At 67.6% G+C, this 12339-nt stretch carries 12 protein-coding genes; 5 read left to right on the forward strand and 7 right to left on the reverse strand.

Annotation, left to right across the window (positions count from 1 at the left end):
• The first annotated feature begins 363 nt into the window (after nucleotides 1-363).
• Both FBZ89_RS30150 and FBZ89_RS30155 read left to right on the forward strand, forming a co-directional pair.
• A complete protein-coding gene (locus FBZ89_RS30150; RefSeq protein WP_145754760.1) occupies nucleotides 364-1617 on the forward strand; it encodes a glycosyltransferase in 1254 nt (417 codons plus the stop codon).
• A gap of 36 nt (nucleotides 1618-1653) precedes the next feature.
• Nucleotides 1654-3093 carry an oligosaccharide flippase family protein gene (locus FBZ89_RS30155; RefSeq protein WP_145754761.1) on the forward strand — a complete coding sequence of 480 codons (1440 nt, stop codon included), beginning with the start codon at nucleotides 1654-1656 and terminating at the stop codon, nucleotides 3091-3093.
• On the opposite strand, the gene FBZ89_RS30160 is transcribed toward FBZ89_RS30155, so the two are convergent.
• The 3 genes from FBZ89_RS30160 to FBZ89_RS30170 form a co-directional block, all read right to left on the reverse strand.
• On the reverse strand, nucleotides 3086-4117 hold the full coding sequence (locus tag FBZ89_RS30160) for a radical SAM protein (RefSeq protein WP_145754763.1): 1032 nt from the start codon (nucleotides 4115-4117) through the stop codon (nucleotides 3086-3088). The two genes, FBZ89_RS30155 and FBZ89_RS30160, sit on opposite strands and share 8 nt — an antisense overlap.
• Nucleotides 4118-4183: 66 nt before the next feature.
• The gene (locus tag FBZ89_RS30165; RefSeq protein WP_145754765.1) at nucleotides 4184-4927 is read right to left on the reverse strand and encodes a hypothetical protein; all 744 of its coding nucleotides are present in this window, start codon (nucleotides 4925-4927) and stop codon (nucleotides 4184-4186) included.
• 55 nt (nucleotides 4928-4982) lie between these two features.
• Nucleotides 4983-6119 carry a glycosyltransferase gene (locus FBZ89_RS30170; RefSeq protein ID WP_145754766.1) on the reverse strand — a complete coding sequence of 379 codons (1137 nt, stop codon included), beginning with the start codon at nucleotides 6117-6119 and terminating at the stop codon, nucleotides 4983-4985.
• A 100-nt stretch (nucleotides 6120-6219) separates the two neighbouring features.
• Between FBZ89_RS30170 and FBZ89_RS30175 the strand changes: the two genes are divergently transcribed.
• On the forward strand, nucleotides 6220-6750 hold the full coding sequence (locus tag FBZ89_RS30175) for a DUF2141 domain-containing protein (RefSeq protein WP_211115423.1): 531 nt from the start codon (nucleotides 6220-6222) through the stop codon (nucleotides 6748-6750).
• Here the strand turns inward: FBZ89_RS30175 and spt are convergent.
• Nucleotides 6744-7979: a serine palmitoyltransferase gene (gene spt, locus FBZ89_RS30180; protein ID WP_145754768.1), complete on the reverse strand. Its 1236-nt coding sequence runs from the start codon at nucleotides 7977-7979 to the stop codon at nucleotides 6744-6746. The genes FBZ89_RS30175 and spt overlap by 7 nt on opposite strands.
• 3 nt (nucleotides 7980-7982) lie before the next feature.
• The gene (locus tag FBZ89_RS30185; RefSeq protein ID WP_145754770.1) at nucleotides 7983-8234 is read right to left on the reverse strand and encodes an acyl carrier protein; all 252 of its coding nucleotides are present in this window, start codon (nucleotides 8232-8234) and stop codon (nucleotides 7983-7985) included.
• A gap of 241 nt (nucleotides 8235-8475) precedes the next feature.
• Here FBZ89_RS30185 and lptF point away from each other — a divergent pair, with 241 nt between their 5' ends.
• Together lptF and lptG are read left to right on the forward strand one after the other, a co-directional pair.
• On the forward strand, nucleotides 8476-9627 hold the full coding sequence (gene lptF / locus FBZ89_RS30190; RefSeq protein ID WP_145754771.1) for an LPS export ABC transporter permease LptF: 1152 nt from the start codon (nucleotides 8476-8478) through the stop codon (nucleotides 9625-9627).
• Complete coding sequence (gene lptG / locus FBZ89_RS30195; RefSeq protein ID WP_145754773.1) at nucleotides 9614-10723, forward strand: LPS export ABC transporter permease LptG; 1110 nt, start codon at nucleotides 9614-9616, stop codon at nucleotides 10721-10723. The genes lptF and lptG overlap by 14 nt, the downstream gene beginning before the upstream one ends.
• On the opposite strand, the gene FBZ89_RS30200 is transcribed toward lptG, so the two are convergent.
• Nucleotides 10698-11576, reverse strand: coding sequence for a CDP-alcohol phosphatidyltransferase family protein (locus FBZ89_RS30200; RefSeq protein ID WP_145754774.1), 879 nt, complete (start codon nucleotides 11574-11576; stop codon nucleotides 10698-10700). The genes lptG and FBZ89_RS30200 overlap by 26 nt on opposite strands.
• A 3-nt stretch (nucleotides 11577-11579) precedes the next feature.
• A partial coding sequence (locus FBZ89_RS30205) for a phosphocholine cytidylyltransferase family protein (protein WP_246173069.1) occupies nucleotides 11580-12339 on the reverse strand: 760 nt, incomplete at its 5' end.

The raw sequence follows: 12339 nt of genomic DNA on the forward strand, positions 1-12339 counted from the left end.
TAATGAATGCCCTGGATCAGCGCGCTCGCACAGTTTCCGATGCCCGCGATGGCAATACGGATTTTGGCCCTCTGCATGACGTAACCTGTGAGTTGGGAATGTGCAAAATAGTAGTCGAAAGTCGGGCAAGGCGCGTCAAAAGGATGTGAGCACCCTCACACTTTTGTGACGGAAATGATGGCCGACACACCGTATCGGCGCCATTTCCGCCCGCGGGACCCATAAACGGTGTGCCGGGGCCGGATTCCAACCGGCCATTCAGCATGCCCGGTGAGAGGAACGGTGGGGGCCGTCGCTATTGAATCCGGCGGTCACCTATGAAAGAAACGGGCACCCCTCCGCTCTCCCATGGTGCAGTTTTCGATGCGAATATTATTCACTTTCGAGAACCCTTTACCAAGCACCGAAGCGGACGCTGAAGTATTTACCACCACGGCCCGGTATCTGGCCCCGCTGACGGAAGGGGCGTGGCTGCACGTCCCCCTGAAGGACGCGGCGGGGCGGGTGGCGGCGGAGGCCCTGGCCGGCATGCCGGTGGTCGATGCGCGCGCGCCGATCACGCCGGCGGCGCTGCGGCATTTCCTCTGCGGCCTCACCCTGCCTTTCCGGAAAGAGTTTCGCCGGGCCGACGTGGTCTACACCCGCAACCTGTGGGTCGCCTGGATGGCCATCCTGTTCGGGCAGAAGGTCGCCTTCGACCACTACCGCCCATGGCCCGACCAGATCCCGCCGCTGCAGTTCTGGCTGTACCGCCTGCTTTGCCATCCGCGCTTCATCGTCAAGATCTGCCATTCCGACTACACCCGGCGCAAATACCTGGCCTTGGGCATTCCCAAGGACAAGGTACGCTGCATCCGCAACGGCTACGAGCCGGCACGCTTCCAGGCCCGCATCCCCCTGGAGGAGGCCAAGCGGCGGATCGGCGTCGAGCCCGGTCAGAAGACGGTCGTCTATACCGGCCGGGTGAACCACAAGAAGGGCTTGGCCCTGGCGGTCGAGGCAGCCAGGGAGCGGCCGGATGTCCTGTTCATTCTGGTGGGATCGTATGGGGAAGGGCCGATCGAGGCCATGGCCCGCGACGTGCCCAACGTGCGCATCGTCCCCTATCAGCCGGCGGACAAGCTGGCCGACTACGTCTACGCCGCCGACATCCTGCTGATTCCGCCGTCCTGGCTGCCGCTGGCGGAGTTCGGATCGACGGTCCTGCCGCTGAAGGTATTCTTCTACCTCGCCTCCGGCCGGCCCATCCTGGCCGGGCGCACGCCCGACGTGGGCGAGGTCCTGCGCCACGATGAGAACGCCCATCTCTGCCCGCCCGATTCCGTACCCGACCTTGTCGCCGGCATCGACGCGCTGCTGGGCGATCCGGGCCGTGCCGCCCGCCTGGCGGAAACGGCGCTGGCCGACAGCCGCGACTATACCTGGGCCGCGCGGGCCCAGCGCATCCACGCCTTGGTGGAGGAGCGCATGAACGCCGCCCCGGTGAGGGCGGGCACCTGGGGCAGGCGGGAATTCCGGGCGTGGCGCCAGCAGTCGCGCCACTGGCTGGCCCACCTGGTCAACAAGGGCGCCTGGGTGCTGCCGCCCCGTCCCGAGGCCCCACCCCGGAATGGATAGGACCCCCGGAATGGATAGGACAATGGATAGCACGACGTGAGCGGCGGCGACCATCAGCGCCATCTGCGCCGGGGCTTCAACTGGCTGGGCGGCGCCACCGTCCTGGCCAAGGTCATCGACTTCTCCACCATCCTCGCTGTGCTGACTTTTCTCAGCAAGGAACAGGTGGGAGTGGCCTCGCTGGTCATCTCCACCGGCATGGTGATCGAGGCCTTCGACGGACTGGGCACGGGCGACGCCCTGGTCCAGGCGCCCACGGTGGCCAAGCGTCAGCTGGACAGCCTTTTCTGGTTCATCCTGGGCGCTGCCTTCCTCATGGTGGCTGTGACCTTGGCGGTGGCACCGGGGCTGGAGGCCCTGTACGGCGTCAGCGGCATGGCGGCCTACTTCATCGCCGTGGCCGCCAAGCAGCCGATGGTCGCCGCCGCGGTGATCCCGCTGGCGCTGCTGAACCGCGACCTGAAATATGAGCGGATCGCCGTCGTTAACGTGGCGGCCACGCTGGGGGCGGCGCTGACGCGTCTGGGCCTGGCCGTGGCGGGCGCCGGGGCCTGGGCCCTGGTGGCGGGCTATGTTTCCAGCGGGCTCTACACGCTGATCGGTGCCACGCTGGCGCGCCCCTTCCGCCCTGGGGCGCACTTCCGGCTGGACGACATCCGCGGCCTGGTCCGCTTCGGCTTCCGCGCCGCGGCGGTCAACCTGTTCGAGCAGATCTTCAAAAACGTCGATTTCCTGCTGGTGGGCTGGTTCTACGGCCCGGCCCCCCTGGCGCTTTACCGCGTCGCCTTCGACATCGCCATGGAACCGGTGATGGCGGTGGGCACGCTCATCAACCGCACGGCATTGCCCGTCTTCGCCCGCCTGGCTGGCGACAGGGCCGGGCTGACCCAGTCGCTGACCTGGTCCTTGCGCCGGCTGGCCCTGTTGACGGCCCCCCTGATGGTGGGCCTGATCCTGGCGGCCGATCCTCTGACCGCCCTGATCCATGACGACCACGGCGTCAGCTATGCCGCCGCCGCCCTGCCGCTGAAGCTGTTGGCCGCGGCCGCCCTGCTGCGCGTGACCTCGCAACTGCTGACGCCGCTGATGATGGCGTCAGGCCGGCCGGGGCTGGCGGCCCAGCTGTCGGCCGCCACGCTGACCCTGCTGAGCGCCGGCATCGTGGCGGTGGGCGCCCTGCTGCCGGCCGAGGGCGGAATCATCGCCGTCGCGGCCGTGTGGCTGGCCATCTATCCGCCGCTGCTGGCGTGGGGCGCCCGCTATCTGGAGCGGACATGGGCCATCGGCGCCGCCAGCGTCGCCCGGGCCTTCCTGCTGCCCGCCACCGGCGTTGCCGTCATGGCCGCCGCGGTCTGGACCCTGCGCCTGTTGCCCGGGGGCGACCGGCCCGCCGTCAGCGTCGCCATCGTCGCGGTGGCGATGGCGGTCGCCTATGGCGGGCTGTTCCGGTACGACCGGGAAAAGCCGGTCAGCTGACCGGCTTGGCGGCACCATCCGCCGGCGGCGCGCCGGCGGGCCGGACCGTGGGGTCCGGAATGGACTGGCGCCGCCGGTCGAACATGCTCATCTGGTGCACGCAACTCAGTGTGCAGGTCGGGGCGCAGCCCTTTTCGGTGTGATATTCCCGCTTGATGTCTTCCAGCGTGTAGTCCAGCAGCGGCTTGTTGGGATAGCCCCGCTGCTGCGAACACCAATGCACCCGCCCGTCCTCGGTGACGTACAGGTAGCGGGCGCCGGCGCGGCAGTGCCAGTCGTTGGCCTGGCCGTTCATCAGGTTTTTCTGGAACAGCCGGTAGTTCAGGGTGTGCACCAGGGACGGCGAAATCTGGGTGACCTTCTCATAGGCCAGCATCTGCGCCGGGCTCAGGGGCTTCAGCGTGCCGCTGCCGTCGTGCAGCACGCCCACGGAATGCTGCAGTCCGAACTTGGCCGCCGTTTCCGCCACCGTCACCACGTCCTGCGTCCGCTCCCCCGTGACGCCCAGCACGGAATTCACGTTCACCTTGAACAGCGCATGCTTGGACAGCAGCTCCAGCTTGCCCTCGACCGACTTCAAGCTCTTCATCGAGATTTCGTCGGGCTCAAGGTTGTCGATGCTGATCTGCATGCCCTGAAGGCCGGCGGCGTTCAGGCGGTCGATCCATTCCTTGGTCAGGCGGAAGCCGTTGGTGATGGTGGTGACGATCATCCCCTTCTGGCGGGCATGGCGCACGGCCTTGTCCAGGTCGGGGTTCAGCAGGGGCTCGCCGCCCGTGAAGGTGATGGAGGATGTCCTCAGCGCCGCCAGATGATCGACGCGCGCCAGCAGATCCTTCAGCGGCACGGGCGGGGAGAAGTCGTCGTATTCGTTGCAATAGCCGCAGGCCAGGTTGCAGCGGCGCGTCACCACCACCTGGGCCAGCAGCGGCGTATACCGCTGCCCGACGGCGCGGGCGGCGAAGCGAAGACCGGCGGCCAGGTTTTCCAGGCGGCCGGGACGGGTGGTGTCAGTCGAGGTCATGGGGACATTCCGCGCAGCAGATCGTGTTTCGCAGCAGGCCGTGTTTCAAAGCGAAGGGACAAGGGATCAAACCGAAAGGGGGGCCAAGCGCCGCCGCGCCCGGCGCCAGGGCGGGGGCCACCAGCGCAGGCCGGCCACGTCCAGCATCTCCTCCCCCGCCATGGGGTGGCGACCTTCGACCTCCAGCGCCTGGCCGTAAAGTGTTTCTTGCGCCGGCCAGCGATGGAACGGTGTCCAGGTCCAGGCGCCATGGCGCCGGTACGTCTTCATCAGACCGCGCGCCAGGGCGACATCGGGCCGGACGCGGCGCCGCTCCGTCCAGCACGGGGCGCCGGCCAGCCGGGTGGCCAGCGGCCAGCTTTTGGTATCCACATAGTTGCTGAACCAGACGCGAAAGCCCAGCTCCGCCTGAAGGGCGGTGACGGCGCGGTGGACCTGCACATGCTCGGCGTGGCCGTACTCGCCCCAGGGGTTGTGGGTGTAGACCTCGGCGCATTCCGCCAGGGCCGGGCGCAGGGCCGCCACCAGGCGGGGGAAGTTCGCCTCATAGCGGGCGCGGGCGGCCGGGTCGGTGATCTGCAGCCCCTGGGGCGTGGCCTCCGGTCTGGCCCGGTCGACGGCGAAGCCGGCGCCGCTTTCGGGAATGCGAAGGTCGATCAGTCCCGGCAAGGCCAGGGCCGCCACCGCGCGCCGCCGCGCCGCCGCCTTGGCCGGCCGGCCGAAGGGATCGCCGAAGCAGAAGACGACCCGGTCGGCGTCGGCCAGGGCGGAACTCAGCCACAGGATCTCGTCATCCGGATGCGCGACCACGACCGCCCGTCCGGTCGTCCTCTGGTCGCTCGCCCTTTGGGGACCTGTGCCGCCGTCATGCCGCATGGCCGGCCACCTGGTCGTATATATCCTCCAGCGCCGCCGTCTGGCGGGTGATGTCGAACCGCGCCCCCACGTGGGCGCGCGCCTCCCATCCCATGCGATGGCGCAGGTCGCGGTTGTCCAGCAGGGTTTCCATGTGCCGGGCCAGGGCCGTGGCATCACGCTCCGGTGCCAACAGGCCGGTGCGGTCCTCCACGATGGCTTCCGGAATGCCACCGATGCGGCTGCCGATCACGGGGACGCCGGTGGCGGCGGCCTCCAGCATGACCATCCCCAGGCCCTCGACGCGCCCGGTATTGGTGCGCACGCTGGGCAGGACCAGCATCGCCGCCCGGCGCATCCGCGCCAGGACCTCGGTATGGGGCAGGGCGCCCAAGAAGCGTATGCGACTGCTCAATCCCAGCGTTCCCGCAAGCCGTTGCAACGGCTTGCGCAAAGGCCCGTCGCCGATGATGTCCAGTTGGGCCTTGGGATGCCAATCCGCAAGAAGGGAGAAGGCGCGGATCAGATATTCCGCCCCTTTCACCTCCACGAGGCGGGCGACGTGCAGGATGGTCGGCGTTTCCTCCTCCGGGTCGCGGGGGCGGATGGCCTGGCAGTCGACGCCGATGTAGTGCACCCGGGTCCGCTCCACCGGGAAGCCCATGGCCAGCACCCGTTCCCGAATGAAGGCGGAGGCGCAGAGGAACAGGTCCCCCTGCCGGGCCAGGCGGCCGCGGAACAGGGGATAGTTCACCCAGGCGGGCGACATCATCAGCGCCGCGGTCGACAGCGTGGCGTCGAAGCCGTGGAAGGTGGTGATCAGCGGCAGGCCCAGGCGCCGTGCCACCGGCAGGGCATAGACGCCCTCCACCCCGAAATGGGCATGGATCAGGGCCGGGCGCCGCCCCGCCAGCAGGCGCTCATACGGTGCCGGATCGCGGGTCAGCATCTGCCAGCCGATGCGGGGCAGGGTGAAGCGCGGCCAGAGATCGGCCAGCGCCAGCGAGGCGGCGCCCGGTGGCGGCGGGCCGTACCGCAGGCGCCCGACGTACAGCGGTGCGTGGCGGCGCAGGAAGCGCGCCTGCTCCGTGATGAAGGTCTCGGAAACGCGGAACAGGTTGTGCCGGAAGATGACCACGTCACGCATGCGCGAGGTCTTCACAGGGCTTGAAGTCCATCCGCCCCCGCCCGTACATGGTGCGTACGGGCGCGCCCGGAAGAATGGACTGGTGGGGGACGTGTTGGTGATGCGAGTCAAGCTTGACGCCCGCGCCGTGCTGGCGGGCATCTGGTCCCTGGCGGCGGTGGCGGCTCCAGTGACGGCGGTCCTGGTCCTGCCCGTGGAGGCTCGGGCGGAGAAGGCGGTGGCCATGCCCGGCCCGCCGTGCGACCCGGACAATGCCGCCCAGGTGCGGCTGCGGCTCAGCGTCACCGGCATGCACTCGGGCAAGGGCAACGTCACCATCACCATCTATCCGGACGATGCCGACCATTTCCTGGACGGCGCCTATAAGGTCGCTCGCCAGATCCTGCCGGTCGTCCTGCCTGTGACGGAGGCCTGCTTCGTCCTGCCCCAGGCCGGCCGTTACGCGGTGGCGTTGTTCCATGATGAAAACGACAATGGCCATTTCGATACGACGATGCTCGGCATTCCGGCGGAGGGGTACGGCTTCTCCAACAATCCGACGCTGTACCTGGGGCCGCCGGACCTGGGCAAGGTGCGCATCCCCGTCCAGGCCGGGGACAATCCCGTTTCCGTGCTGATGAAGTATTACTGAGCGGCGGCGCGGATTTCGGGTTGGACGACCGGCTCTGCCGGGATGAGGCCCAACTCGCGCCCTGTGTCTGCGAACAGGGAGAGGGCGTGGTCGATTTGGCTGCGGCTGTGGGCGGCGCTGACGCTGGAGCGGAGCAGGGCGAGGCCCTTGGGCGTGGCGGGGGGCAGGCTGACGTTGGTGTAGAGGCCGGCCTCCAGCAGGCGGGTCCAGAAGGCGAAGGCCGTCTTGGGATCGGGCATGATGGCGGAGACGACGGGGCTGGCCTCGGGCCCGACCTGGAAGCCCAGGTCGCCGAGGCCGGCATGGAAGCGGCGGGCGTTGTCCATCAGCTGCTGGCGCAGCGCCGGGCGGTGGCGCAGCTGGTTCAGCGCCTCCGTCACCGCCGCCACCACGGCCGGTGGCAGGGAGGCGGTGAACATGTAGGGCCTGCTGGCGACGCGCAGGATGTCGAAGCCGTCCATGTCGCTGACGCAGAAGCCGCCGATGCCGCCCAGGCTCTTGGAGAAGGTGCCGACGATGAAGTCGACCTCGTCCTCGACGCCGGCCGCCTCGGCCAGGCCGCGCCCGGTGCGTCCCAGGACGCCCAGGGAATGGGCCTCGTCCACCACCAGGTAGGCGCCCCACTTGCGCTTGACCTCGACGAACTCGCGCAGGGGGGCGGTGTCGCCCAGCATGGAATAGATGCCCTCGACGACGATGACCTTGTCGCCGGGGGTGTCGGCCAGGCGGCGCAGTCGGTTGTCCAGGTCGTCGGGGTCGTTGTGGCGGAAGCGGGTGACCTGGGCGTGGCCCAGGCGGGAGCCGTCATAGATGCTGGCGTGGCTGTCGGCGTCCAGGATCAGGTGGTCGTCCTTGCCGGCCAGGGCGGAGAGGATGCCCAGGTTGGCCTGGTAGCCGGTGGAGAACACCATGCAGTGCCGCCGGCCGTAGAAGTCGGCCAGATGGCGTTCCAGCTGCCGGTGGCCGCCGTAGCTGCCGTTGGCGACGCGCGAGCCGGTGGTGCCGGCGCCCAGGTTGCGGGTCGCGGCGACGGCGGCGTCGATCACGTCGGGATCGTAGGTCAGCCCCAGGTAGTTGTTGGTGCCCAGCAGCAGGATGCGCCGGCCGGCGATCATCCCCTCGGTGGGTGAGAGCACCCGGTCGAAGCTGACGTTGAAGGGGTTGTAGCCGGTGGATTCCAGGCTCTCGAACTGCCCCATCAAGGGCGCGTACTTATCGAAAAGAGCCATGGGTCAGCGGTTGCCCTTAAGATCACGTGCCGTAGCGATAAGATCACCGATGGTCTTCACCTCGGCGATCCGGTCCAGGGGGATGGAGATGTCGAGCGCATCCTCGATCTCCATCACAAAATCCATGACCGCAACCGAATCCAGACCGAGGCCTTCGGTGATGTTCGTATCATCCGATAATTCGACGGGCCGTCCCAGCGCGGCGCGGAGGGCGTCGAATACAAGCGACCGGATCTGCTCTTCTGAGTTAGCCATGCTTCTATATTAGCTATGCCACCATCGCGGAGCCGCCATTCCGCCCACTCGCAATTTAGCGAAGGCTTCATATATCCGCCGTAGCCTTTATAGAAGGCTGTCGTCGGATTGTCATAGACATTAATGCGAGATGTCGTATGCCATGGTCGGACGGCCGGTGCGATGACGCCGGGGAAGTTAGCCGGCACCCGGCCGGATAGGGTAATCCCCAGATGAACCAAGCGCGGGATGGCGTAGAGCTTTGATCATCGAACGCTACCTAATCCGAGAAGTCGCGAAGCCGCTGGCGGCCGTGCTGGGCATCCTTGCGGCCCTGTTCGTGGGCTACAGCACCGCGGGCCTGCTGGCCGACGCGGTCAACGGCCTGCTGCCCACCGGCGCCATTGCCGAATTGGTCGGGCTCAAGCTCCTGATCTCGCTTGAGGTTTTGATTCCCATCTCGCTGTACGTCTCGGTGGTGATGGCCTTCGGCAAGCTCTACGGCGACTCCGAAATCACCGCGATGTTCGCCCTGCAGGTGACGCCAGGCATCGTGCTGCGCGCGCTGTTCATGCTATCGGGCGGCCTGGCGGCGCTGGTGCTGGCGCTTTCCCTGGTCGTGCGCCCCTGGGCGTATGAGAAGTCGCACGACATCACGTACCGCGCGCAGCTTTCCATGAACGTCGATGCCATGGAATCTGGCACCTTCTACCTCAACAAGCACGGTGGCCGGGTCATCTTCTTCCCCCGGCGGGAGGGAATCCGGGGCCCGGCGAAAGAGGTCTTCATCCAGATCCAGCACCCGACCACCACCGACATCATCATGGCGCAGAGCGCCCGCGCCCTGCCGCCGAAACGGGACGGCGGGTCGAACGTGCGGCTGGACGGCGCGCACGTCTATTTCCTGGGCCGCGACGACTCGACCCAGGACCGCATGATGGACGTGGGCAGCGTCACGCTGGACCCCGCCAACCACAACATCGCCCCGCAGGAATACAGCGCCACGGGCGTCAGCAGTGCCCGTCTGGCCCGCTCCAGCGATCCTGCCGACATCGCGGAGTTCCAGTGGCGGCTGTCCACCTGCCTCTCCACCCTGCTGCTGGGCCTGCTGGGCATGCCCCTCAGCCGTGTCAATCCCCGGCAGGGAGGGCGCTACGCCAAGTTCGGCACCGCCATCCTGGTCTATTCCGGCTATTATCTGCTGTGCACGTCGGCCCGCACTTGGGTGCAGCACGGCTCCGTCGGCGCCATTCCCGGCATCTGGTGGGTGCCGGCGCTGCTGGGGGTGCTGCTGGTCGTGGCGCTGTACTGGCCGCAATGGAACGTGGAGTTCCGTGTCCGGGCCCTGGTCAAGCGGCTATCCGGCAGCCTTGAAGTGCCGCAGGAGCACACTGTCCGCCATGACCCAGTTTGACCGGTATATCGGTGGCGCGGTACTGAAGGCTTTCCTGACAGTTGCTGGTGGCGTGGTGGCGCTGTTCAGCCTGCTGGAGTTCGTCGAACAGCTGAAATCGGTGGGCGAGGGCCAGTACCACGTGGTCAACGCCCTGGTTTACGTGCTGCTGACCAGCCCGTCGCGCGTTCTGCAGGTGGCGCCCGTAGCCATGCTGATCGGCACCCTGCTGGCCCTGGGCAGCCTGGGCAAGGGCTCGGAACTGACGGCCATGCGCGCCTTGTGCCTATCGGAAGTGCGCATCATCGGGGCGGTGCTCAAGCTGCTGCCGCCCGTGGTCCTCGTGCTGTTCCTGGTGGCGGAATTCATCATTCCGCCAGCGCAACATTTGGCCCTGACCCTGCGGTCCGCCGCTTTGGCCGACTCGTCCCTGGCGGACAGCGGCGACAGCTTCTGGGCCAGCGGCGCGCGGCAATACCTGAACGTGCTGCGAATCGAGAGCAAGAGCGTCCTGCGCGGCGTGAACGTCTACACCTTCTCCCAGGATGGCCGGCTGGAGACGTTCATCCATGCCGACCGCGCGGAAATCCAGCCGGAAGGTCCCTGGCAACTCCGCGACGTGACGCGCAAGACCGTGGACGCCAAGCAGATCCATACCGAGCATCTGGACAGCCTGTCCTGGGCGTCCTTCCTGCCGGGCAAGCGCGTGCAGGACCTGATGCCGATGCCGGAGAACATGTCGCCGACAGGCCTTTACCGCTATGTCCGCGAGTTGGGGCGGCAGGGCCAGCAGGCGGTGCGCTATGAACAGGAACTGTGGACCAAGCTCAGCCTGCCGCTGACCATGCTGGCCATGGCGCTGACCGCGGCGCCATTCGTGTTCGGGCCGCCGCGGTCTCAGTCCACGGGCCAGCAGATCACCATCGGCGCCGTGATCGGCATCGGCTTTTCCCTGACGCAGCAGATTTCCGATCGCCTGGACCTGCTGCTGAACCTCAGCCCCGCCGTGACGGCCCTGGGCCCGTCGCTGATCCTGATCGGGCTGGCCGCCTATCTCTTCCACCGGGCGCACAGGACGCGCCCGGTGCCGGCTATGCCGCCTGTCGCAGGCTCGTGAGGAAACGGGCGGAGCGGGCGGCCTGGCGCGACAGCAGGACGGCCAGGATCAGGCTGAAGCCCACCAGCTCGAACCAGAAATACAGCAGCGGCCGGCCCGCGGCGGCGGCGATGAAAATGCCCAGCGTGCGGTAGTTGGCCGACAGGATGGACCAGCGCCGCACCGCCGGGGCGAAGGCGGCCCGATACGCCTCCCGAATTTTCGGCGCGCGGGCCGCATCGGCCGCCAGGGCACGCGCCAGTTCGTCGTGGAAGCCCACGGTGACGCCCGTTGTCAGGTACTGTAGGTGCAGATACGGGCGGTAGAGCGCCCCCAGCACGCCCGGGCGGTGCGCCGCCGGGGTGTCCAGCTTGGCCAACTCGGCGGATTTCCGTCCCCAGCCCCAGAAGTTGTAGCACTGGCGCTGCATCTCATAGGCGGCGGACTGGACCGCGTGGGCCACGCCGGCGGCCACGATGACGATCCACACCCAGCCGCCGTGTTCCGCCGCCAGCGTCATGGCCAGGCCGACATAGACGGCGATGAAGGTGACGTAGTCGCAGATGCCGTCCAGGATCTTGCCGGTTTCTGACTGCGCGTTGGTCAGCCGGGCCAACTGGCCATCGGCGCCGTCCATGACGTGCCAGGCGATCATCAGGACGAAGGCCGCCACCGTCCACGCCAGGGCCTGGTAATGGGTGTAGGCCACGCCGGCGGCGATGCCGAAGGCCATCCCGGCCAGGGATACCGCGTTCGGCGGTATCCCCAGGGCGGCGAACCTGGGGGTCAGCCAGCTTGAGATGGGATGGATGACGTACAGGTTGGTGACCTCCTCGATTTCGGAGGTCCGCTTGACCGGTTCAGTGGTTTGCATGGCTCAGAGCTGGCCGGCGTCCAGAAGTTTTTCGGCCTTCTCGAACGCGACCGGGTCGTCGACGTCGATCCAGAACCGGTCGCCGATGTCGTGGACGCAGGCCTTCTTCCACCCCGCCAGCACGTTCATGGCGCCCGAGATGCTGTCGTCACCCTTGGCCTGGCTTTCCTCCAGCGCCGCGAACATGGCGGGCGTGCAGAGAAAGACGCCGGTGTCGAAGGCGTTGAAGTCGCGGATCACCTTGCCGATGTGCACGATCCGGCCATCCACGCACTTCACGCGCGTGACGTCTTCCGGGTCGTTCAGCGGCCGTTCGATGTTGAAGTCGACGGCCAGGGTCACGCTGTCCGGCTCCGGCCGCAGTGCCATCAGGCCCTGGAAAATGCCGGGGTCCACCAGGTGATCGCACATGGTCAGCAGGAAGGGCTCCGTCAGCAGGGCCTTCGCCTTGTGGACCGAGACGCCGTTGGCCCGTTCCCATTCGTCGTTGACGACATGGGAGACGGCAACGCCCACCCGCGCCGCGAGGACATCCACGGCGGCCCGCAGATCTTCGCCGCGATAGCCGCTAACCACCACGAATTCCGTGACGCCGGCGGCGCGCCCCCGCTCCATCACGCGTTCGATCAGGGGGCTGCCCTTGATGGGGATCAGCGGCTTGAGCAGGCCGCGCTCCCGCAGCCGGGTTCCTTGCCCGGCTGCGACGATCAGGCACTTCATTTGGCGACGGCGAGCTTCAGGGTGGTGCCGCGGATGAAGGTCT

Source organism: Nitrospirillum amazonense, assembly GCF_007828045.1.
Taxonomy (GTDB): domain Bacteria; phylum Pseudomonadota; class Alphaproteobacteria; order Azospirillales; family Azospirillaceae; genus Nitrospirillum; species Nitrospirillum amazonense_C.